The following is a 21,955-nucleotide window of genomic DNA, read 5'->3' as shown; positions in this document are numbered from 1 at the left end:
AACAGAAGACTACAGAAAAAACCAACTCTAATTTAGAGCTGGTTTTTATTTTTCAATAATTTCATGTGCAATCACTTGACGATAGCAGATTTTCCGGTTTTCTTTGACGTCATTGATAATTTGAAGAATAGTTTCGAACGAAGTTCGACCAAGTAATAGGCTATTGATATCCACGTAGGCAGCTAGATTTAATCTCGGATTGACAGAGTCAAAGCTAAGAACAGGGATGTTGAGACCGTGTTCACTAAGGTAGTTGCAAACCCCTTCGGCTAAAAGGCTGTCAGTCGTGATAATGGCATCGGTCTGAGGATCGTGTTTGAATAGCTGTTTGCTAAAATTATATCCCTTTTCTTCAAGGAATTCATCAGCGAAAAAGGTACGATGACTATCCAGAGGCAGTTTGCTTTCTTGAAGAGCTTGTAGGTACCCAGCCAAGCGGTCTTGAGTAACGTAGAGTTTCTTAGCCCCTCCGATAAAGGCAATGCGATTGCATCCTTTTCTGATAAAGAAATTTGTAGCATCATAGCCAGCCTGAACATTATCATTATCAACGAGCGGGATAAAAGGCGAGAGTGATTTCCCTAGAATGAGGAAAGGAAACTGTTCGTCAGAAACCAGTTTTACTAAGGGATCATTCTCTTGTGCATACAGGAAAATCAAACCATCTACACGTTTTCCATAGACCATCTGAGAGATAGCATCTAGGCGTTCTTTTTCATCTTTTCCGGTTGCAATCTGGATAGCGTAGCGATTTTCAGAAGCAACTTGCGCAATGCCACGAAAAACAGATGGAAAGAAAGGATTTTGGTAAAAGGCATCTGAGTCGTCTGGGAGGACTAGGCCAATGACCTGCGTGTAACTACTAACTAAGCTTCGTGCATTGAGGTTTGGATGGTAGTTGAGTTCCTTCATCGCCTTGCGGACTCGTTTTTTGGTTTCATCACTAATAGTTGATTTGTTTTGAATAACACGGGTTACGGTTGAGGGTGAAACTCCTGCAGCCTTGGCCACGTCTTTAATCGTAACAGGCATAATAATCTCCTACTTTTGGTAGTCTGGATCACGGAAATGCGTTTTATAAAAGATAGTGACCAGGTATAGAACAAATAAAATGTTTTGAACAGTAATCAAAGTTGCCATATTCTGTCCCAAAAGACCTAGAATCAGGGTAAGTAAAGTTGGCAATCCTAAACAGTTTAAGATGAAATGATAGCACTCTTTGTAGGTTTTAAGTGAAAAGAGGCGTGATTTTTTCGTAAAATAAAGCAAAAGGCTAGAACCTAGAGCGACAATGAAAAAGTTGAGTCCGAAGAGGAAACTAGAACCCAGAACTAAAAAGAGGCTGATATAGACACGATTTTGTTGATACCAGTCTTTAGAAATGGCTTGTGTTAAGCTTTCCTTGCTTTGAAAACTTTCAGTTGTGATAGCATGATAGCGAATGCTGGTTAGTTCTTTTCCTTGCTTACTGATGACGAGTTGCTCAGGTTCAAAGCTAAGAAGTAATTCCTCAGGGAAACTTGAACTAGCAGTAGCCCCGATTTGTACAGAAGTTTGATGAGGAGTCGAACCAGTATAGCTTAGTTTTCCATCTACAATCTGAGCATTGGTAGCTAGATCCTGAACGACTTCGTCCGTCAATGGAGCATAGACATCATCGATGAACGTCTCTAAAGGATAGGTTTCCTGAGAACTGTTCTGGATAGCAATAGGCACCATGGATAAGCTAATCAAGAAAATACTGGTAAAAATCAGTTGAAACCAGTTTAGACCAAAACGTTGAGAGAGGGGCTTACGAAATCCCCAAATACTATTAAAATAAGAAAATGGATATGGTAACATAAATCTCTTTCTATAGGCATTTTTCTATACGAGTATTATATAGAGAAATGTTTTTTATTTCAAGCGGGGATAGTAGAATCCTTGGTAAAGGTGAATGGTTGTTATGATTCGTCCACTAACTAACAAGGTAATCTCAGCAAGCTCTTGTTTCTCACCAGACAATCGATGTACAAGTTCAAAAATGAAAAAGGGTGGCGGGGGTATATTACCCCTTGTCGCCACCGCTTGTAAGTCCTGAAACGAAGTTCTTTTGCAAGAAGAAGAAAAGTGTACAGATTGGAAGAGCGATGAGGATAGCACCTGCTGAGAAGTAGGCGATCTTCATGTTCTTCACATTGCTAACGAAGGTCTGGAGACCAACGGCAACTGTAAAGTATTCTTTCTCACGAAGCAAGAAACTAGAGAGGATATAGTCTCCGAAAGGTCCCATGAAGGCCCAGAGTGCTTGTACAGCAACCATTGGGCGAACCAGTGGAAGAACAATTTGCCAGAAGCGGCGGAAGTGTCCTGCACCGTCTAGTTTTGCAGATTCGTCTAGAGACATTGGCACTGTATCGAAGTAGCCTTTCATGAGCCAAGCATTCATTGGGATACCTCCACCAACGTAGAGGAAGATGAGGAACCAGCTGTGGTTAAGGGCGTTCAACATAAGTGCCATAACGAAGAAGGCAGTCAAAGCGGCCATTGTTGGCACCATTTGGATAATCAAGAAGAAGACCAAACTTTGTTTACGAGCCAAGAAGTTGTAACGGCTATAAGCATAACCAGCAAGTACGATAATACTTGTTTGCACAACCATGGTAATCAAGGCGATAATCAAAGTATTGAGGTACCAAGTACCGTATAAGGTTTCAGTGAAGAGTCCTTTAAAGTTATCAAAATTAAAATCGATGTTGCTGTCTAGTTTAAAGGCTGCCACGTTACCTGCCTTGAAGGCTGACATGATAGTAATCAACAGTGGATAGATAATCACGATTGAAAGGCCAATCAAGTAAAGGTAAGTAAGGGTTTGAGTCAGTCTACGTTTGAGTTTAATTGAGTTATTCATCTTAGACGTCCTCCATATCAAATGCGTGTAGTTTCTTGAATGCGATCATAGAGATTGAGATGACAATGATAGAAATAATCAAGGTAACAGCTGCCGCCATAGAGTATTGAGGAGATGTACCTGTTGTCAAGCGGTAGATCCATGAGATCAAGATATCAGTTGAACCAGCTCCCCCTCCGACAGTACCAGGTCCTCCACCATTGAAGAGGTACATGATAGAGAAGTTGTTAAAGTTGAAGGTGTATTGGCTAATCAAAGTAGGTGCTGCAACAGCCAAGATCATTGGGAAAGTGATGTTGCGGAATTTTTGCCAAGCATTGGCACCGTCAATATAAGCTGCTTCGTAAAGGTCGTTAGGAATAGATTGCAAGATACCCAAAGTCAAAACGTAGATATATGGGAATCCAAGCCAGCCTTGCATCATAATCAAGGCAACCTTAGTCCAAGTTGGGTCTGTTTTCCAAGGAATAAGCGCCCCATCAAGGAAAGGAAGAACCTTAGCAAAGAGAGGGATAACTTGGGTATTGATTGCTCCAACACTATCGTTAAACATGTTTGAGAATGTCAAGATAGTGATGAAGGCTGGGACAGCCCAAGGAAGAAGGAAAATAACACCAAAGATACGTTTACCCTTGATAAATGGTTGGTTAGCAATGATAGCTGTGAAGATACCAATCACGATCTGTAAAGTTGAGGCAGATAAAGCCCAAATGATAGTCCAAGAAAGAACAGAACCAAAGGCAGAACGGAAGGTGCTCAAGCTCCAAATGTTTGTAAAGTTGGTCAAACCAACCCAGTCTAATAATTTGTTTGGTGGCAAGTGTTGGAAGTCATAGTTTGTGAAGGCAATCATCAAGGTTACGACAACGGGGAAGATGATTGCAAAGGTCATGGCAATATAAGACGGAATAATCAAGAGATAAGGGAAGCCATTTTCATAGATTCCTTTGATCATATCTTTTAGCGTAAGTGGTACTGGAATTCCATTGTTAATACGTTTTGCGATAGTATGTGCATCTTTAATATTTGAGAAATAAAAGAGTACATAAACGACTACAAAGATTAAATGGAAGGCACCACGAATCAGCATGAAGAGGGAATTATCACGACCTGGCTTGTCACCAAGAGTAATGAGGTTGCTCAATTCAGGGGCTGCAAGTGCTAGGAAATAAAGGACAAATACGATGGTTACACCAAGGAAGATAAAACCTTTTGCCTTTTGTTTGTTGTAAATCTGTCCTAACCCAGGAATGAGAGACAGCAGTGCTGCTTTACTAGGTTGTTGCTTTTCCATAATAACTCCTTTCATAGGATACTGGTTTCTAATTAAAACCTAAACTATATATGTTTTCTGTTGATAAATTCAAAGGGGGATTTGAATTCCACCCCCCTTGAACAAATTTTTTATTCACCAAATTTTTGTTTGATTGTTTCTTTGATCAATGTTACAGCATCGTTTGCAGCTGTCTTAGCATCTTTCTTACCACTTACAGCTTCAAATAGCATTGTTTTAGCTGGGTCCCAAACAGCTGACATTTGAGGGATGTTTGGCATTGGTTGAGCATTTTGGAACTGTTTGATAACAGCTGTTGTCAACTCATCGTTTTTACCTTCAGCATATGAACGAGCCTCAGTGTTAGCTGGGATTTCGTTAGTTTTATCGTAGAAGGCTTTTTGTTCTTCAGTTGAAACAAGGAAGTCTACAAATTTTTGAGCAGCTTCAAGGTTCTTAGTACTTGATGGGATGATCCAAGCTTTACCACCACCGAATGTTTCATAGTTTTTACCGTTTGGAAGAGTTGGGATAGTCGCAACACTGTAGTTTACTTTAGCATCTTTGAAGGCCTGAGCTTTCCAAGGACCATCAATGATAGCAGCTGTTTTACCTTCTTGGAATTGAGTTTGGATTAGGTTTGGAGCTCCTTCTGTATCTTGCATACCTTTAGGCCATTTTTCGTACCAAGTTTTAGCGTAGTTGATAGCAGTGATAGCTCCTTCGTTTGCAAGTCCGATATCTTTAGAATCTTTACCGTTTTGGCCGAATACGTAACCGCCGTTACCAGCAAGAAGTCCGTATGCATAGTAGAAGTTTGTCCAGTCAGCAAGGAAGGCAGTTGTTTTACCATCTTCACCAGCGAAGGCATATTTGCTATCTTTAGCAAGTTCTTCTAATTCAGCAAAAGTTTTTGGAGCTTCTTTAATCAAGTCTTTATTATAGTACAAAACAAGTGATTCGATAACAGCAGGAGCACCGTAAACTTTACCGTCAGCAGCTGTTACAAGAGATTTAGTTTTATCATCTGTTTTAGCACCGTCGCTCAATTTCACTTCTGAAAGTTGTCCGTCTTTACCAAGGCTACCTACTCGGTCGTATGGTGCCATCATAACGTCAGCAGCTTTACCAGATTGGTTATCTAGAGAAAGGTTATCGAGACCACCCATTTGGTCTCCTGTTTTGATAGTAACTTTTACTCCAGCTTCTTTTTCGTAAGCTTGTGCAGCTGATTCAGCAAATGCTTTATATTGGTCTTCAACGTATAAAGTAAGTTCTTTACCTTCAGATGAACCAGAATCAGCTGCTTTATCAGCAGTTTTGCTTCCGCAAGCTACCAAAAGCAAGCTAGCAAGAGTAGCAGTACCAAGTACAGCTGCGCTCTTCATGAATTTAGTTGACATAGTGTATTCCTCCTAAAGAATAACAAATTTTATAGTCTAGGGAACGCAAACGTTTTCCCTTATGACCCTAGTATAGCACAAACAGAAAACGGTTGCAAGCATTTTTTGAAAAAATTTTAAAATGCTGAATATCAGAAAAAACAGAAAACTATCAATAATTATAGGTATAAAAGGTAAATAATTAAGAAGAAATTGTTTGGAAGATAAGTAAGTGGAAACGCTTGCGTGCTTCTTTAAAAAAGTGTATGAAAGTAAGAGAAGTGAATATAGTAAATTTTATTTGTGATTCTACAAATAAATCAAAAAAGTTTTTTAAAAACGCTTGCATTTCTTTTGGAAATGGGTTATACTTTAGATAGCGCAAACGTTTGCGCAATAAAACAATGAAGTAATTAAAAATATAAACACTTGAGGTGCTAATATGAAAAAACGTCAAAGCGGTGTGTTGATGCACATCTCATCACTTCCAGGAGCATACGGAATCGGATCATTTGGTCAAAGCGCCTATGATTTCGTTGACTTCTTGGTTCGTACCAAACAGCGTTACTGGCAAATTCTTCCTTTAGGGACAACTAGCTACGGAGATTCTCCATACCAATCATTCTCAGCCTTTGCTGGAAACACTCATTTTATCGATCTTGATATTTTGGTAGAGCAAGGCTTGTTGGAAGCGACTGATCTTGAAGGTGTTGACTTTGGTAGCAATCCAGAGGAAGTCGACTATGCTAAAATCTACTATGCACGTCGTCCACTTCTAGAGAAAGCTGTCAAACGTTTCCTTGAAGTCGGAGATGTCAAAGATTTCGAAAAATTTGCTCAAGAAAATCAATCATGGCTTGAACTATTTGCAGAGTACATGGCTATCAAGGAGCATTTTGATAATCTTGCTTGGACAGAATGGCCAGATGCAGATGCTCGTGCTCGTAAAGCTTCAACTCTTGAAAGCTACCGTGAGAAATTAGCTGACAAGCTTGTTTACCACCGCGTAACCCAATACCTTTTCTTCCAACAATGGTTGAAATTGAAAGCATACGCTAACGAAAGTCACATCGAGATTGTCGGTGATATGCCAATCTATGTAGCGGAAGATTCAAGCGACATGTGGGCAAATCCACACCTCTTTAAAACAGATGAAAATGGGAAAGCAACTTGCATCGCAGGTTGCCCACCAGATGAATTCTCTGCTACTGGTCAGCTCTGGGGTAACCCAATCTATGACTGGGAAGCTATGGACAAAGATGGCTACAAATGGTGGATTGAACGCTTGCGTGAAAGCTTCAAAATCTACGATATCGTTCGTATCGACCACTTCCGTGGATTTGAGTCTTACTGGGAAATTCCTGCTGGTTCTGAAACAGCAGCACCTGGTAAATGGGTGAAAGGTCCTGACTACAAACTCTTTGCAGCGGTTAAAGAGGAACTTGGTGACTTGAACATCATCGCAGAGGACCTTGGATTCATGACTGACGAAGTTATTGAACTACGTGAACGCACTGGCTTCCCAGGAATGAAAGTCCTTCAATTTGCCTTCAACCCAGAGCACGAAAGTATCGACAGCCCACACTTGGCACCAGCCAACTCAGTTATGTACACAGGAACACACGATAACAACACTGTTCTTGGTTGGTATCGCAACGAAATCGATGACCCAACTCGTGAGTACATGGCACGTTATACAAATCGCAAGGAATATGAAACAGTAGTACATGCTATGCTTCGTACAGCCTTCTCATCAGTAAGCTTTATGACTATCGCTACTATGCAAGATTTGCTAGAGTTGGATGGTTCAGCTCGTATGAACTTCCCATCTACTCTTGGTGGAAACTGGTCATGGCGTATGACAGAGGATCAATTGACTCCTGCTGTCGAAGAAACTTTGCTTGATTTGACAACAATTTATCGCAGAATTAATAAAAATTTGGTAGAATTAAAGAAATAAAGAGAATATCAGGAGATACTTAATCATGTTACCATTACCAAAATTTATACAAAAACATTATAATAAATCTATTTCTGAATGTAGTAACGAAGAACTCTACGTTGCTCTATTGAACTATAGCAAAATGGTTAGTAGCCTAAAACCAGTTAATACAAGCAAGAAAAAAGTTTACTACATTTCTGCTGAGTTCTTGATTGGGAAACTTTTGTCAAATAACTTGATCAACCTCGGTCTTTATGACGAAGTGAAAAAAGAATTATCAGATGCTGGTAAAGATTTGATTGAAATTGAAGAAGTAGAATTGGAACCATCTTTAGGGAATGGTGGATTGGGTCGCTTGGCTGCCTGCTTTATCGACTCTATCGCTACTCTTGGTTTAAACGGAGATGGTGTTGGTTTGAACTATCACTTTGGTTTGTTCCAACAAGTTCTTAAAAACAACCAACAAGAAACAGTTCCAAATGCTTGGTTGACTTATCAAAACTGGTTGGTTCGTTCAAGCCGTAGTTATCAAGTACCATTTGCACACTTTACATTAACATCAACTCTTTACGATATTGATGTACCAGGTTACAAAACAGCAACAAAGAACCGCTTGCGTTTATTTGACTTGGATTCAGTTGATTCATCAATCATCCATGATGGAATCCAATTTGATAAGACAGATATTGCTCGTAACTTGACACTTTTCCTTTATCCAGATGATAGTGACCGTCAAGGGGAATTGCTTCGTATCTTCCAACAATACTTCATGGTTTCAAACGGTGCGCAATTGATCATCGATGAAGCAATCGAAAAAGGAAGCAACTTGCATGACCTTGCTGACTATGCAGTCGTACAAATCAACGATACTCACCCATCAATGGTGATTCCTGAATTAATCCGTCTGTTGACTGAACGTGGTATCGAACTTGACGAAGCAATCTCTATCGTTCGTAGCATGACTGCTTACACAAACCACACAATTCTTGCTGAAGCCCTTGAAAAATGGCCTCTTGAATTCTTGGAAGAAGTAGTTCCTCACTTGGTACCAATCATCAAAGAATTGGACCGTCGCGTGAAAGCAGAATACACTGATCCAGCAGTTCAAATCATCGATGAAAATGATCGTGTCCACATGGCTCACATGGATATCCACTATGGATTCAGTGTTAATGGGGTAGCGGCTCTTCACACAGAAATTTTGAAGAATTCTGAGTTGAAAGCTTTCTACGACATCTACCCAGAAAAATTCAACAACAAAACAAACGGTATCACATTCCGTCGTTGGCTTATGCATGCTAACCCAAGCTTGTCTCACTATCTAGACTATATTCTTGGACATGGTTGGCACCATCAAGCAGAAGAACTACAAAATCTTATGTTCTATGAAGATAAAGCTGCTGTCAAAGAAAAATTGGAAAATATTAAAGCCCACAATAAACGTAAATTGGCTCACCACTTGAAAGAACATCAAGGTGTAGAAATCAATCCAAACTCTATCTTTGATACTCAAATCAAACGTCTTCATGAATACAAACGTCAACAAATGAACGCTTTGTATGTGATTCATAAGTATCTTGATATCAAAGCAGGAAACATTCCAGCTCGTCCAATCACAGTTTTCTTTGGTGGTAAAGCAGCTCCTGCCTACACTATCGCTCAAGACATTATCCATTTGATTCTTTGCTTGTCAGAAGTGATTGCAAACGACCCAGAAGTATCACCATACTTGCAAGTAGTCATGGTTGAAAACTACAATGTTACTGCAGCAAGCTTCCTTATCCCTGCAAGTGATATCTCAGAACAAATCTCTCTTGCCTCTAAAGAAGCTTCAGGTACTGGTAACATGAAATTCATGTTGAACGGAGCTTTGACTCTTGGTACTATGGACGGGGCTAACGTGGAAATCGCTGAGTTGGTTGGCGATGAAAATATCTACATCTTCGGTGAAGATTCAGAAACTGTTATCGACCTTTATGCTAAATCAGCTTACAAATCAAGCGAATTCTACGCTCGTAAAGCGATCAAACCATTGGTTGACTTTATCGTGAGCGACGCTGTTCTTGCAGTTGGTAATGAAGAGCGTTTGAATCGTCTTCACAATGAATTGATTAACAAAGACTGGTTCATGACTCTCCTTGATTTGGAAGACTACATCAAGGTTAAAGAACAAATGCTTGCTGACTACGAAGATCGTGATGCATGGTTGGACAAAGTCATCGTTAACATTGCTAAAGCAGGATTCTTCTCATCTGACCGTACAATCGCACAGTACAACGAAGATATCTGGCACTTGAACTAAGCTATAAAATTATACTAATACATTTTATAAAAAAGCGAGTTTCAATTGAAATTCGCTTTTTTTAAGTGTTGTGGATTTGAGGTTGACTGGTCTCAAAAGAAAAAATGACTTGTCAATAATTTCCAGCCTTAACAACAGGCTTAGAGGACATTTAACAATGCAGGATTTACCACCTTGAAGCCTCAGATTTTTCTTAGTTGTTACCTCAAATTTCTTGTATTCGTTTACAAATAGTATTATAATAGTATTGTAGTAAAGAAAGAGGGTGTTCTTATGTGGAAAAAATATTTTTCAAAATATAAATGGACTGATTTATTTTGGATTCTATTTGTTATTTTAACATGCCTCTTGGCGGGTAATAGTAATCTTTACCCCCTTACCCATCAAGAAATCTCTTATCATGGGTGCTTATCGGGAATTACACTTGCCTTATTTCACTTGCTATTTATTGATAAGTTTTTTATTTCGAATCGAAAATAAACGGAGAGGTTAAAAAGGTTTAAACTTTTGGGATAGATAGTTGAAAAATCGCGATTTAAACTCGCATCTCGAGAAGAGGTGCGGGATTTGTTTTATCTCAAAAATTTGTTTACAGTGCTTTCCCAACAAGTATCTCTGCTTCGATAGTAATCTCTGTCAGTTGACTCCAGTCAATCTTGCTTTGGTCGACGTGGAAGAGCAGGGGCGTCATGCTAAGTAAAGCTTGACGTTGCTCGGTTGTAATAGGTTTGGTCAAGGAAGCGATCTGACTAGATTGGATGCTAAAGTGTTCCTGGAAATGTTCCCTGATATCTTGGTTGGAATAGTCTTTCTTTGTCAGCTGGTTCTCTACCATCTGACGGATTTCCTTGAGGTGGTTTTCAGTAGGGATGACCTTGATTAAGATACCGTCTTTGGATAAGACACGGCGAAATTCACCGTAATTGGCAGGGGAAAAGATATCAAGCAGGATATCCATGCTAGCGTCTTTTATAGGAAGACGAGCCAGGTCGCCAACGAACCAGTTGACTGCCCAGTTGGCTTCACTCTTGGCAGCAATTTGGACCGAGTCTTTTGAAATATCAAAGGCGTAGAAGGTTTTGTCAGGATGACTTTCTTGGAGCTTGCGAGAATAGAATCCTTCGCCACAACCGATATCTAAGACTGTGGTGCTAGTTTCTGAACTGGCTAGCAAGTCAGATACACCTTCTAAAATAGCCTGATAAAAGCCAGCTTCTAAGATTTGCTGGCGGTTTTGAAAGTTTTCTTTATCGTAGTTGGTGGATTGCTTGATTTGGGGAGCCAGATTGACATAGCCGAATTTTGCTAGGTCAAAAGAATGGCGGTTGCTACACTTGAGGCTAGACTCTACCAAGGTCAGATTTTCTAGGCAGATAGGGCAGGCAAAGGCAGTCACAGAAGCAAAGCGCTTGAGTTTGGGTTTGAGGTTTGTATTCATAGTTTAAGTGTATCAAAAGATGCAAGTGAAAGCAACTTTAGGAGTAAGTAGATGGGAGATTCAGTAGAAATAAAACTAATTCTCCAATTTATAAAATGAAATTGCTTTTATATCTAAATTGCTATATAATAATGATAAGGAGGAAATAAGTATGTTAAAAGAAGTACTAACCGTTGCAAAAGTTGCGAAAAAATCATCACTCTTTTTGGGTGGTGTCGCATTTGGTACCCTTGGCTTGAAAATCTTAGCAAGTAAGGAAGCTAAAAAAGGTTATTCTAAAGCTTTGGCTAAGGCTTATAAGTTGAAAGACGAGCTAGATGCATCTGTTTCTGTTGTGAAGCAACATGGAGACGATGTCTTGCAAGATGCCAAATATTTGTACGAGCAAGAGAAAAAAGAAGAGCAATTAGATAGCCTTTTAGGAGAATAATATGTCTTTTAAAGTGCTACATAGAGGATACCAACATATCCGACTATCATCTTCTTTTTCACTCACCTTGGATATTCAAGACTATCTTCGTTCCTTGGTGAGAGATGAAAAGGGGATTGAGTCTATCCAGTTTTACATGGATCAACAGCACTTTACTCTACGCATAAAAGAAGGTTTTTCTGTATTAGATAATGCAGAAGCCTTTTTAAAAAGAATTGATAAAGGGAAAGTTTCTGAGTTGATGACTCTTCCCATTCGTAGAGAAGAGAGTGCTTATTCTATTGTTTCAGGTGCAGCGATTAAGCGTATACTTTTTCGTAGTTTTGTGCCGTATCCTATTCGCTATATATGGACTTGTTATCAGGCTTTTAGCTATATTAGAGAAGCCTATCAAACACTAGCGCGTAAGGAACTAACGATGGAGGTCTTGGACTGCTCGGCGATTTTATTGTCCTTGTTTATGAACCAATCCAAGACAGCTGGCAATATCATGTTTATGCTTGATTTGGGGAATCATTTAGATCAGTGGTCCTTGAAAAAAACTGCAACAGATTTAGAACAAAGCCTTCTTGCAAAAGAGAGCGATGTATTCCTAGTACAGGGCGATACGGTTGTTAGTATCAAGAGTTCCGATGTTCAAATAGGAGATGTCTTGGTCCTATCTCAAGGAAATGAAATTTTGTTTGATGGACAAGTAGTTTCAGGTTTAGGTATGGTCAACGAAAGTTCCTTGACGGGAGAGAGTTTTCCAGTTGAAAAAAGAGAGTCTGATTTGGTTTGTGCAAATACAGTATTAGAAACTGGAGAGTTGCGCATTCGTGTAACCGATAATCAGATGAACAGCCGGATTTTACAACTGATTGAGTTGATGAAGAAATCTGAAGAAAACAAGAAAACGAAACAACGCTATTTCATCAAAATGGCGGACAAGGTCGTCAAATATAATTTCTTGGGGGCTGGGCTGACTTACCTATTGACAGGTTCTTTTTCTAAGGCTATTTCTTTCCTATTGGTCGATTTCTCCTGCGCTTTGAAAATCTCTACTCCTGTAGCTTATTTGACAGCTATCAAGGAGGGATTGAATCGTGAAATGGTGATTAAGGATGGAGATGTTCTGGAGAAATATCTGGAAGTTGATACTTTCTTGTTTGATAAGACGGGAACAATCACAACTAGTTATCCTATAGTTGAAAAGGTGTTACCTTTTGGGGACTATAGTGAGGAAGATATTCTCAGAATCAGTGCCTGTCTTGAGGAACACATTTATCATCCTATTGCTAATGCCGTCGTCAAGCAAGCTGAGATAGAGGGGATTGAACATGAGGAAATGCATGGGAAACTCCAATATATCGCAAGCAAGGGGATCAAATCTCATATAGATGGGCAACCAGTTCTTATTGGAAATTATGTCTTGATGCAGGATGAGCAAATTCATATCAGTTCAGAACAAAATGCTTTAATTGAAGAGTACAAGAGCCACTACAATCTCTTATTCTTGGCTTATCAGAATGAATTGATTGGAATGTTCTGCATTCATACTCCTTTGAGAAAAGAAGCAAAAGCAGCCTTGGAGAAACTTAAGGCACAAGGGAAAAAATTGATTCTGGCCACAGGGGACACCTTGGTTAGAACAGAGGAATTAGTCAAAGATTTGCCCTTTGATCAGGTCTATACAGACTTGAAACCTGATGGGAAATTTGAGTTAGTAGAGGAACTGCAGAAAGCAGGTCACACTATTTTGATGGTTGGAGATGGCTTGAATGACTCAGCGGCTCTAACCCTATCAGATATCGGTGTGGTGATGAATGAGAGTGCAGATATTTCTAAGCAGATGAGCGATATCTTATTGTTAGATAATCGTTTGGATTTCTTCCAAGAGTTGGATTGGCTATCATCATCTTTGCAAACACTTATCAAGAAGAATATTCAAGATACCGTTGTCGTAAATAGTAGTTTGATTGGCTTTGGCTTGTTTAATTGGCTCAGTCCTTCAAATCTCTCTATCTTACATAATCTAACAACCTTGCGCATTGTACTGCGTAGCCTGTCTATTAAGGCTAGATAGATGAGAGTTATTAACAGCAAAAAGGAGTTACCTTTCTCGAGGGTAACTCCTTTGTTTATAGGTAAATGTTGAATAGTTTAGTAAGTCAAAACAAAGTATTTCTTCTTACCACGGCGGATAACAGTCAATTCATTCTCTAACTTATCTGCGTCACTCAAGATATAGTCAAGGTCTTGGATACGGTCACCGTTGACGTAGATGGCTCCGTTTTGTACATCTTCACGGGCTTGGCGTTTTGAGTTAACCACGCCAGAAGATACAAGAAGTTCAACGATGTTGTGATTTTCGTCTGCTTGTACTTGGTAGTTTGGCACACCACGAAGTCCTTGTTTAAGCTCTTTGACAGAAAGGTTTTTGATGTTTCCTGCAAATAGTTGCTCAGTGATGTTAAGGGCTTCTTTGTAGGCTTCTTCTCCGTGAACAAGTGTGACAACTTCACGAGCCAAAACTTTTTGAGCCAAGCGTTCATGAGGAGCAGCCTCAAACTGTTTGCGGATTTCTTCAATCTCATCCAGTGACAAGAAAGTGAAGATCTTCAAGAAGCGAACAGCGTCAGCGTCCATGACATTCATCCAGAATTGGTACATTTCGTATGGAGAAGTCTTTTCAGGGTTGAGCCAAACAGCATTCCCTTCAGATTTACCAAATTTCTTACCAGTTGCGTCCGTGATGAGGGGAACAGTGATGACGTGACCAGTCTTATCTGCTTTACGACGCATCAACTCAGTACCCGCTGTCATATTTCCCCACTGGTCAGAACCACCGATTTGAAGGGTTACATTGTGCTCTTGGTTAAGAACGTAGAAGTCATAGCCTTGCATGATTTGGTAAGCAAACTCAGTATATGAAATCCCTGTTTCAATCCGTTTTTTAACAGATTCTTTGCTCATCATATTGTTGACAGTGAAATATTTTCCGATATCACGGAGGAAGTCAATGAAGCTGATGCTACCAAACCAGTCGTAGTTGTTGACCATGACTGCTTTGTTATCGCCGTTTTCAAAGTCAAGAAAGCGAGAGAGTTGCCCTTGGATAGACTTGACCCAGCCCTCTACTGTGTCTTTTGTTTGGAGACTACGTTCAGCATCTTTGAAGGACGGATCTCCGATGAGACCTGTTGCACCGCCAACGAGCGCATAGGGTTTGTGACCTGCTAGCTGCAAACGACGACTTGTCAAGATAGCGACAAGGTGACCTAGGTGAAGGCTGTCAGCAGTTGGATCGTAGCCAGTATAATAAGAAACTTGACCTTCTTCTAGGGCTTTACGCAAAGCTTCTTCATCGGTCGTTTGAAAAATCAAACCACGCTCTTTTAGCTCATCAAAAATGTGCATGTGTCTTTTCTCCTTTTTAAAATATTGTTTCTACCTATTTTACCACAAACTTGGCAAATAACCTAGTAAAATCGGGAAGAAAGTTGCTACTCGGACTTTTTTGGAAACGAGTGAAATATGGTATAATAGCACTAGCTTATACTCAATGAAAATTAAAGAGCAAGCGAGGAAGCTAGCCGCAGGTTGCTCAAAACACAGTTTTGAGGTTGTGGATAGAACTGACGAAGTCAGTAACACATATACGGCAAGGCGAGACTGACGTGGTTTGAAGAGATTTTTGAAGAGTGTTGTTTTCAGAGAAATAGATAAAAATAGTTGAGAAAGGGGCTGAAAGATGTCTCATATTATTGAATTGCCAGAAATCTTGGCTAACCAGATCGCGGCAGGAGAGGTTATCGAACGTCCTGCTAGCGTTGTTAAAGAGTTAGTCGAAAATGCTATCGATGCTGGATCTAGCCAGATTATCGTTGAGATTGAGGAAGCTGGACTTAAGAGAATCCAAATTACAGATAACGGACACGGGATTGCTCACGATGAAGTCGAGTTGGCTCTCCGCCGTCATGCAACTAGCAAGATCAAAAATCAAGCGGATCTTTTTCGGATTCGGACTCTCGGTTTTCGTGGTGAAGCTCTGCCTTCTATCGCATCTGTTAGTGTGCTGACTCTTTTGACTGCAGTAGAGGGAGCAAGTCATGGAACCAAGCTCGTCGCTCGTGGGGGAGAAGTTGAAGAGATTAGCCCAGCGACCAGTCCTGTGGGGACTAAGGTTTGCGTAGAAGATCTCTTTTTTAACACACCAGCTCGCCTCAAGTATATGAAGAGTCAGCAGGCGGAGTTGTCTCATATTATTGATATTGTCAACCGTCTAGGCTTGGCCCATCCTGAGATTTCCTTTAGTTTGATTAGTGATGGCAAGGAAATGACACGAACAGCTGGTACGGGTCAACTGCGTCAAGCCATTGCTGGAATTTATGGTTTAGCCAGTGCTAAAAAAATGGTTGAAATTGAGAATGATGACCTAGACTTTGAAATTTCAGGCTTTGTCTCATTGCCGGAATTAACACGTGCTAATCGTAACTATATTAGTCTTTTTATCAATGGCCGTTATATCAAAAACTTCCTACTCAATCGTGCTATTTTAGATGGTTACGGTAGCAAGCTAATGGTGGGGCGTTTTCCGCTGGCTGTTATTCATATCCAGATTGATCCTTATCTAGCAGATGTCAATGTGCACCCGACCAAGCAAGAGGTGCGAATTTCTAAGGAAAGAGAATTGATGGAGCTGGTTTCAGAAGCTATCGCAAAGAGTCTCAAGGAACAGACCTTGATTCCAGATGCCTTGGAAAATCTGGCCAAATCTGCGGTCAGAAATCGTGAAAAGGTAGAGCAAACGACTTTGCCACTGAGAGAAAATACGCTCTACTATGAAAAAAATGAACCGACCAGACCGACACAAGCTGAGGTGGCAGATCATCAGGTGAATCTGTCCGAAGATAGACAGGATTTGAACCTCTTTGCCAAGGAAACCTTGGATCAGATGACCAAGCCGGCTAAATTGCATTTTGCAGAGAGAAAGCCTGTCGGCTACGACCAACTGGATCACCCGGAGTTAGATCTAGCTAGTTTAGATAAGGCTTATGACAAGTTAGAGCGGGAAGAGTCTTCGAACTTCCCAGAATTAGAATTTTTCGGTCAGATGCACGGAACCTATCTCTTTGCTCAAGGTCGAGATGGTCTCTACATCATAGACCAACACGCAGCCCAGGAGCGGGTTAAGTACGAGGAGTACCGTGAGAGCATTGGCAATGTTGACCAGAGTCAGCAGCAACTCCTAGTGCCCTATATCTTTGAATTTCCTGCGGATGATGCCCTTCGTCTTAAGGAAAGAATGCCTCTCTTAGAGGAAGTGGGAGTCTTTCTAGCAGAGTACGGGGAGAATCAATTTATCTTGCGCGAACATCCTATTTGGATGGCAGAGGAGGAAATCGAGTCTGGAATCTATGAGATGTGCGACATGCTCCTCTTGACCAAGGAAGTTTCTATTAAGAAATACCGAGCAGAGTTGGCCATTATGATGTCCTGCAAACGGTCCATCAAGGCTAATCATAGCCTTGATGATTACTCGGCTAGACAACTCCTCTATCAACTCTCCCAATGTGACAATCCGTATAACTGTCCACACGGACGTCCTGTTTTGGTCCACTTTACCAAGTCGGATATGGAAAAGATGTTCCGTCGTATTCAGGAAAATCATACGAGCTTACGGGAATTGGGCAAGTATTGAACAAACAATAAAGGAAAATTATGTACGAATATCTAAAGGGTATTATTACCAAAATTACTGCCAAATACATCGTCCTAGAAGCTAACGGCATCGGCTATATCCTACACGTAGCTAACCCCTATGCCTACTCAGGGCAAGTCAATCAAGAAGCGCAAATCTATGTGCATCAAGTTGTTCGTGAAGATGCTCATCTACTTTACGGTTTTCGTTCAGAAGACGAGAAAAAGCTCTTTCTCAGCTTAATATCTGTATCAGGCATCGGCCCAGTTTCAGCTCTGGCTATCATCGCAGCTGATGACAATGCAGGTCTCGTTCAAGCTATTGAGACTAAGAACATCACCTACTTGACCAAGTTCCCTAAAATCGGTAAAAAAACAGCCCAACAGATGGTATTGGATCTAGAAGGGAAGGTGGTTGTGGCAGGGGACGACCTCCCTGCTAAGGTTGCAGTTCCATCTAGCAGTGACAACCAAGAACTGGAAGAAGCTATGGAAGCCATGTTAGCCTTGGGCTACAAGGCTACTGAGCTTAAGAAAATCAAGAAATTCTTTGAAGGAACGACTGATACAGCAGAGAATTATATCAAGTCGGCCCTCAAGATGTTGGTGAAATAGGAGATTTCTATGCCAAAACGTTGTGGCTGGGTTAAAATGAACAACCCTTTATATGTAGCCTACCACGATGAGGAATGGGGTCAACCCCTACATGACGACCGAGCGCTTTTTGAGTTGCTTTGTATGGAAACCTATCAGGCAGGTCTGTCTTGGGAAACGGTGCTCAATAAACGTCAAGGCTTTCGTCAAGCTTTTCATGGTTACCAAGTCCAACGAGTCGCAGACATGACGGATGAAGAGCTGGAAGTTTTAATGGACAATGTAGCGATCATCCGCAATCGAGCAAAGATTTTTGCGACGCGTGCTAACGCCCAGGCTTTTTTACAAGTTCAGGAAGAATTTGGCGCCTTTGATGCTTATCTTTGGTCTTTTGTAGATGGGAAAACTATCGTCAATGATGTCCCGGATTACAGTCAAACACCAGCTAAAACGCCATTATCTGAGATGTTATCCAAGGATCTCAAAAAGCGTGGTTTCAAGTTTACAGGTCCCGTTGCGGTCCTATCCTACCTACAAGCAGCAGGCCTGGTCAATGATCATGAGAATGATTGTGAATGGAAAAGTGGAATAAGTGATGTTAGATGACTAGAACATCGGAGAATATAGAAAAAAAGCTGAGAAATTCATCTCAGCTTTCTTTGTTATAGTCAAAGCAAATGACTTGCTCCGTTGCGTCTACATACGCGTGAACTCCAAAGGGAACAATTGCTCTTGGTGTGGCATGGCCAACGTTTAGATTATAGACAATCGGGATAGTGCTATCAATGGTGTCCATTAAAGTCTTCTTATAGTCGTCATAGAAGGTTTCATCCATAGGTTTTCCGACCAAGAGTCCACTGATGACTTCAAATATCCCAGTTTCTTTTAAAGCCTGCAACATTTTTTTGAAATCATCAGGTTCAGGCTTTTCTTCACTTGTTTCTAGCAATAGAATCTTTCCTTTCCAGTCGGATAAGTCAGGGAAAAGTTTGTATTTTTGGCAGAGGTCTGTGCTATCTACGTGTAGAGAGTTGTCAAAGATATCGTAGAGGGATTCGAGGCAACCACCGAGGATTTCCCCCTCGAACTGAGCAGTTCCTTGTAACAAGTCAAAACCTGTATTTGCATGGCTGACACGAGGTGTTCCCAGAGCCTTGGGACTGAAGTCAGTTCGTTCCTCATACCAAACGTTACTAGGGCGAATTTCTGAGATTTTTCCAGTCTCAATCAATTCTTTGAAGTAGTGGAGGCTATATGGCAACATTTCTTTGTCTAACTCACAAATGTCTGCTATAAATGATTGACCATAAAAAGTCTTGATTCCTAGTTTATGCAACATGAGATGGTTCATAGTTGTATCCGAGAAACCGAGAAAAATCTTTGGTTTGATAACCTTTTGTAGTTGGTCGTTTTCAAAAAGATAAGGTAGTAAGCGATAGGTATCGTTTCCACCAATGGCGCATAGGATCATGTCGATGCTATCATCAGAAAAGGCCTGAATCAAATCCTCTGCACGAGCTTCAGGATGTTCTTTGATAAAATCTAAGCCTTTTAGCGAATGAGGTAAAAAGATAGGATTGAGTCCGAGGTCCTTGAGACGTTGAATACCCAAGTCCACTTCGTGCTTGACAAAGTCTTCACCCATAGTCCCACTAGATAAACTTATAATACCAATAGTAGAAGTCATATCTTATCCTCCTGGAAATAGATTGAGCCTATTTTATCACAAAAAATGAGGGGAAACAACAAGAATTAGAGTCAGAAGAAGACTTTTAGATCGAGAAAATAGTAAAAAAGCAACCAATCGTGTGGTTACTTTTTCTTTTTATATTAGTTGCATTCTTATAGAGCAGTAAGGAAGGTCAGTCCGCCAAGGATAACCCCAGCCGAGTTTGGAATGATTAGAATCCAGTCTTTCTTAGGCTCTTTTGTCCATCCATAAATGACCCAGATTAAGCAAGAGACAGCTGCTGATAAAGGTTGGAATGGTTGAGCTTTGTTCCCTTGTAAATTGGCAAAAATTTGAGGGATGTAGGCTATAAATACAATAATCCCGATAAAGGCACCAATTGAACCAACAACTTGATTAATTCTCTGTTTAGTCATATATATTTCTCCTTATTACTTTATTAGTATAACAGAAAAACAACTTGGATTCAAGGACAAAACCTCGGGATTCTAAGGAAAGACTTTACATTAGAACGTTTTTAGAAAATGTAGCTACTTTTCTTTGGAGAATAAAAAAAAGCTTTGGAGCCATAATAAAAGTAGTCTGTCTGTAAAACACACTACTTTTATTGTTTATTTTAATATCTAGCAGGTCCAGCACTTGCGCTCTTGATGTTGAAACGTTTTTTGAGGTAGAAACGTAGGGCAAGGAGAGCTCCTCCAATCACCAATAAAACAAGTGGTGGGAGGCTGATGTTGATGGCTTGTGGAAGGAAGTTGCTCAAGAAGAGAATGAGAACCCATGCAAACATAGTTGCTAACATAACCAAAAGTGATTTCCAGAATGGAGGGCGTTGGCTACGGTCAGTATCTGGTCCGTAGTAGCGGTAGATGAAGTGATAGAGAAGGTAAAAGGCAACTCCACCAAAGGCCCCTACACTGATAAGTGTTACCAATCCGTAAGCTACGGGTTGGTTTGAGAAGAAGCTCATCAAGGCGCTAACCACTGCAAACAGTCCTGTGATGAAAAGGGCTGAATCCAACATCATCAATTTTGGATCGTCATTTTCCTTTGGATGTTCTTTTTCGTATTGCTCTTTTTCACTAAAGCTGTGAGCCCAGTGAGTTGGTGCTCCGTAGATAGAACGAGCAGTCACTCCCTTTGGTTGCTCCTCAAGGATATGAGGAATCACTTCTTCAAGGATAGCCTTGATTTCAGCATCTGTCTTTCCGTCCTTGAGAAATTGTTGAGTTGCAATGTGGATAAATTCTTGGTTTTTCTTGGTTAATTCTTTTAAATCAATCTGTGACATAATAACTCCTGTTTAGAACCATTTTTTATGGATGAGGTAAAGAGTGAGAGAAACACTCATAGCGAAGGCGATAAAAACGATGAGCCAGAAAGCGTGCGGTTCTCCGTTTAAAGGAATTTCATTATCCTTAAAGTTCATTCCGTAAGCTGAGAAAATCATAGTCGGGATAGACATAACGATGGTCACGAGGGCCAAGGTTTTCATGATATTGTTCTGGTTGTTTGAAATGATAGAGGCAAAGGTCTCTGTCATAGAGTGAAGGACGTTTCCATAGATATCCGCCATCTCGATGGCCTGTTGCGTTTCAATCAAGGTATCTTCTAGTAAGTCTTCGTCTTCAAGGTATTTCTTAATATTGCTAGTTGCGCTGGTCAATTTTTTAATCACGCGCTCATTTGTCTTAAGAGAGGCCTTGAAGTAGACGATGGTCTTTTCCAACTCCATGAGTTCAATCAATTCTTCATTTCGAGTAGATTTGTGAAGTTGGGTTTCGATTTGCTCACTCTTACGTTCAATTGAACGGAGGGCTGTCAGATAAATTTCAGCGTTGCGGTAGAGGATTTGAAAGATAAAGCGCGAACGCATAAAGGTATAGAAATTCCGAAGTCTCCGATTGATAAAGACATCTAGAAGTGGGAGAGGTTCCAAACAAGTGGTAATAATAGCCTCTTCGGTGATGATAATCCCCAAGGGAATGGTCACATAGTAGGTACGGTTATTTCTCTCCTCGGTAATGGGAACGTCTACGATAATCAGAGTGTATTCATCTTCAATGGTAATACGAGACATTTCTTCCGCATCGAGTGGTGCACGGAGGTCAGCGATATCAATATCAAAAGCAGAAGCGATTTCCATCGATTCGCTTTGTGTAGGATTGACGAGATTGATCCAAGTGCCCGGTTGGAGCGTATCGATCTCTTTAAATTCAGTTGTTGTTGAGAGAAAGACTTGTTTCATATCTCCTCCCCTTCCGTTTTTGTATTTTAGCGAATTTTTAGCACCGTACTATTATACTACAAAAACGCTTTTTTTGGTAATAGA

The 21,955-nt window shown here is 40.5% G+C and carries 19 protein-coding genes; 8 read left to right on the top strand and 11 right to left on the bottom strand.

Annotation, left to right across the window (positions count from 1 at the left end):
• Window positions 1–45: 45 nt before the first annotated feature.
• From HMPREF3237_RS03225 to HMPREF3237_RS03205, 5 genes are all read right to left on the bottom strand, one after another.
• Window positions 46–1,032 (bottom strand): LacI family DNA-binding transcriptional regulator, encoded by a 987-nt coding sequence (locus tag HMPREF3237_RS03225; protein ID WP_070888818.1) that lies wholly within the window; start codon window positions 1,030–1,032, stop codon window positions 46–48.
• A gap of 9 nt (window positions 1,033–1,041) precedes the next feature.
• Entirely contained in the window at window positions 1,042–1,842 is an 801-nt protein-coding gene (locus HMPREF3237_RS03220; RefSeq protein WP_070888817.1) for a DUF1189 family protein, read from the bottom strand.
• A 205-nt stretch (window positions 1,843–2,047) separates the two neighbouring features.
• The gene (locus HMPREF3237_RS03215) at window positions 2,048–2,890 is read right to left on the bottom strand and encodes a sugar ABC transporter permease (RefSeq protein WP_006146131.1); all 843 of its coding nucleotides are present in this window, start codon (window positions 2,888–2,890) and stop codon (window positions 2,048–2,050) included.
• A gap of 1 nt (window position 2,891) precedes the next feature.
• Window positions 2,892–4,184: a carbohydrate ABC transporter permease gene (locus HMPREF3237_RS03210; protein WP_000414976.1), complete on the bottom strand. Its 1,293-nt coding sequence runs from the start codon at window positions 4,182–4,184 to the stop codon at window positions 2,892–2,894.
• A 110-nt stretch (window positions 4,185–4,294) separates the two neighbouring features.
• Window positions 4,295–5,566, bottom strand: a complete 1,272-nt coding sequence (locus tag HMPREF3237_RS03205) for an extracellular solute-binding protein (RefSeq protein WP_006146133.1) — start codon at window positions 5,564–5,566, stop codon at window positions 4,295–4,297.
• A 421-nt stretch (window positions 5,567–5,987) separates the two neighbouring features.
• On the opposite strand from HMPREF3237_RS03205, the gene malQ reads away from it, so the two are divergent.
• The 3 genes from malQ to HMPREF3237_RS09055 all read left to right on the top strand — a co-directional run bounded on the left by malQ (window position 5,988) and on the right by HMPREF3237_RS09055 (window position 10,269).
• Window positions 5,988–7,505, top strand: coding sequence for a 4-alpha-glucanotransferase (gene malQ, locus HMPREF3237_RS03200; RefSeq protein WP_070888816.1), 1,518 nt, complete (start codon window positions 5,988–5,990; stop codon window positions 7,503–7,505).
• Window positions 7,506–7,530: 25 nt separating this feature from the next.
• A complete protein-coding gene (glgP, locus tag HMPREF3237_RS03195) occupies window positions 7,531–9,789 on the top strand; it encodes a glycogen/starch/alpha-glucan family phosphorylase (RefSeq protein WP_070888815.1) in 2,259 nt (752 codons plus the stop codon).
• A gap of 273 nt (window positions 9,790–10,062) precedes the next feature.
• Window positions 10,063–10,269 carry a hypothetical protein gene (locus HMPREF3237_RS09055; protein ID WP_000265676.1) on the top strand — a complete coding sequence of 69 codons (207 nt, stop codon included), beginning with the start codon at window positions 10,063–10,065 and terminating at the stop codon, window positions 10,267–10,269.
• A gap of 109 nt (window positions 10,270–10,378) precedes the next feature.
• On the opposite strand, the gene HMPREF3237_RS03185 is transcribed toward HMPREF3237_RS09055, so the two are convergent.
• Complete coding sequence (locus tag HMPREF3237_RS03185) at window positions 10,379–11,227, bottom strand: putative RNA methyltransferase (protein WP_070888814.1); 849 nt, start codon at window positions 11,225–11,227, stop codon at window positions 10,379–10,381.
• 151 nt (window positions 11,228–11,378) lie between these two features.
• Between HMPREF3237_RS03185 and HMPREF3237_RS03180 the strand changes: the two genes are divergently transcribed.
• Complete coding sequence (locus tag HMPREF3237_RS03180) at window positions 11,379–11,657, top strand: DUF6110 family protein (protein ID WP_070888813.1); 279 nt, start codon at window positions 11,379–11,381, stop codon at window positions 11,655–11,657.
• 1 nt (window position 11,658) lies between these two features.
• A complete protein-coding gene (locus HMPREF3237_RS03175) occupies window positions 11,659–13,722 on the top strand; it encodes a heavy metal translocating P-type ATPase (RefSeq protein ID WP_070888812.1) in 2,064 nt (687 codons plus the stop codon).
• 77 nt (window positions 13,723–13,799) lie between these two features.
• Here HMPREF3237_RS03175 and tyrS read toward each other — a convergent pair whose 3' ends face one another.
• A complete protein-coding gene (gene tyrS / locus HMPREF3237_RS03170; protein WP_070888811.1) occupies window positions 13,800–15,056 on the bottom strand; it encodes a tyrosine--tRNA ligase in 1,257 nt (418 codons plus the stop codon).
• 334 nt (window positions 15,057–15,390) lie between these two features.
• Between tyrS and mutL the strand changes: the two genes are divergently transcribed.
• From mutL to HMPREF3237_RS03155, 3 genes are read left to right on the top strand one after another with little or no spacing between them, the layout of a single operon-like run.
• Window positions 15,391–17,340: a DNA mismatch repair endonuclease MutL gene (gene mutL, locus HMPREF3237_RS03165; RefSeq protein WP_070888810.1), complete on the top strand. Its 1,950-nt coding sequence runs from the start codon at window positions 15,391–15,393 to the stop codon at window positions 17,338–17,340.
• A gap of 20 nt (window positions 17,341–17,360) precedes the next feature.
• Window positions 17,361–17,954, top strand: a complete 594-nt coding sequence (gene ruvA / locus HMPREF3237_RS03160; RefSeq protein ID WP_070888809.1) for a Holliday junction branch migration protein RuvA — start codon at window positions 17,361–17,363, stop codon at window positions 17,952–17,954.
• Window positions 17,955–17,963: 9 nt separating this feature from the next.
• Complete coding sequence (locus tag HMPREF3237_RS03155; protein ID WP_070888808.1) at window positions 17,964–18,539, top strand: DNA-3-methyladenine glycosylase I; 576 nt, start codon at window positions 17,964–17,966, stop codon at window positions 18,537–18,539.
• A gap of 43 nt (window positions 18,540–18,582) precedes the next feature.
• On the opposite strand, the gene HMPREF3237_RS03150 is transcribed toward HMPREF3237_RS03155, so the two are convergent.
• From HMPREF3237_RS03150 to HMPREF3237_RS03135, 4 genes are all read right to left on the bottom strand, one after another.
• The gene (locus tag HMPREF3237_RS03150) at window positions 18,583–19,620 is read right to left on the bottom strand and encodes a S66 family peptidase (protein WP_070888807.1); all 1,038 of its coding nucleotides are present in this window, start codon (window positions 19,618–19,620) and stop codon (window positions 18,583–18,585) included.
• A 155-nt stretch (window positions 19,621–19,775) separates the two neighbouring features.
• Window positions 19,776–20,039 carry a SemiSWEET family transporter gene (locus HMPREF3237_RS03145; RefSeq protein WP_016466361.1) on the bottom strand — a complete coding sequence of 88 codons (264 nt, stop codon included), beginning with the start codon at window positions 20,037–20,039 and terminating at the stop codon, window positions 19,776–19,778.
• 200 nt (window positions 20,040–20,239) lie between these two features.
• Window positions 20,240–20,914 carry a DUF1129 domain-containing protein gene (locus tag HMPREF3237_RS03140; protein WP_016466360.1) on the bottom strand — a complete coding sequence of 225 codons (675 nt, stop codon included), beginning with the start codon at window positions 20,912–20,914 and terminating at the stop codon, window positions 20,240–20,242.
• Window positions 20,915–20,926: 12 nt separating this feature from the next.
• On the bottom strand, window positions 20,927–21,871 hold the full coding sequence (locus HMPREF3237_RS03135) for a magnesium transporter CorA family protein (protein WP_004250490.1): 945 nt from the start codon (window positions 21,869–21,871) through the stop codon (window positions 20,927–20,929).
• Window positions 21,872–21,955: the final 84 nt, after the last annotated feature.

Source organism: Streptococcus sp. HMSC34B10 (genome assembly GCF_001839505.1).
Classification (GTDB): Bacteria; Bacillota; Bacilli; order Lactobacillales; family Streptococcaceae; genus Streptococcus; species Streptococcus peroris.
The sequence above is the reverse complement of the archived record's forward strand: the minus strand, read 5'-3'. Positions and strand labels throughout refer to the sequence as shown.

Excerpts from the sequence above, each read along its gene's own strand:
- HMPREF3237_RS03225 (WP_070888818.1), bottom strand. The coding sequence starts at position 1,032 with ATGCCTGTTACGATTAAAGACGTGGCCAAGGCTGCAGGAGTTTCACCC.
- HMPREF3237_RS03220 (WP_070888817.1), bottom strand. The coding sequence starts at position 1,842 with ATGTTACCATATCCATTTTCTTATTTTAATAGTATTTGGGGATTTCGT.
- HMPREF3237_RS03215 (WP_006146131.1), bottom strand. The coding sequence starts at position 2,890 with ATGAATAACTCAATTAAACTCAAACGTAGACTGACTCAAACCCTTACT.
- HMPREF3237_RS03210 (WP_000414976.1), bottom strand. The coding sequence starts at position 4,184 with ATGGAAAAGCAACAACCTAGTAAAGCAGCACTGCTGTCTCTCATTCCT.
- HMPREF3237_RS03205 (WP_006146133.1), bottom strand. The coding sequence starts at position 5,566 with ATGTCAACTAAATTCATGAAGAGCGCAGCTGTACTTGGTACTGCTACT.
- malQ (WP_070888816.1), top strand. The coding sequence starts at position 5,988 with ATGAAAAAACGTCAAAGCGGTGTGTTGATGCACATCTCATCACTTCCA.
- glgP (WP_070888815.1), top strand. The coding sequence starts at position 7,531 with ATGTTACCATTACCAAAATTTATACAAAAACATTATAATAAATCTATT.
- HMPREF3237_RS09055 (WP_000265676.1), top strand. The coding sequence starts at position 10,063 with ATGTGGAAAAAATATTTTTCAAAATATAAATGGACTGATTTATTTTGG.
- HMPREF3237_RS03185 (WP_070888814.1), bottom strand. The coding sequence starts at position 11,227 with ATGAATACAAACCTCAAACCCAAACTCAAGCGCTTTGCTTCTGTGACT.
- HMPREF3237_RS03180 (WP_070888813.1), top strand. The coding sequence starts at position 11,379 with ATGTTAAAAGAAGTACTAACCGTTGCAAAAGTTGCGAAAAAATCATCA.
- HMPREF3237_RS03175 (WP_070888812.1), top strand. The coding sequence starts at position 11,659 with ATGTCTTTTAAAGTGCTACATAGAGGATACCAACATATCCGACTATCA.
- tyrS (WP_070888811.1), bottom strand. The coding sequence starts at position 15,056 with ATGCACATTTTTGATGAGCTAAAAGAGCGTGGTTTGATTTTTCAAACG.
- mutL (WP_070888810.1), top strand. The coding sequence starts at position 15,391 with ATGTCTCATATTATTGAATTGCCAGAAATCTTGGCTAACCAGATCGCG.
- ruvA (WP_070888809.1), top strand. The coding sequence starts at position 17,361 with ATGTACGAATATCTAAAGGGTATTATTACCAAAATTACTGCCAAATAC.
- HMPREF3237_RS03155 (WP_070888808.1), top strand. The coding sequence starts at position 17,964 with ATGCCAAAACGTTGTGGCTGGGTTAAAATGAACAACCCTTTATATGTA.
- HMPREF3237_RS03150 (WP_070888807.1), bottom strand. The coding sequence starts at position 19,620 with ATGACTTCTACTATTGGTATTATAAGTTTATCTAGTGGGACTATGGGT.
- HMPREF3237_RS03145 (WP_016466361.1), bottom strand. The coding sequence starts at position 20,039 with ATGACTAAACAGAGAATTAATCAAGTTGTTGGTTCAATTGGTGCCTTT.
- HMPREF3237_RS03140 (WP_016466360.1), bottom strand. The coding sequence starts at position 20,914 with ATGTCACAGATTGATTTAAAAGAATTAACCAAGAAAAACCAAGAATTT.
- HMPREF3237_RS03135 (WP_004250490.1), bottom strand. The coding sequence starts at position 21,871 with ATGAAACAAGTCTTTCTCTCAACAACAACTGAATTTAAAGAGATCGAT.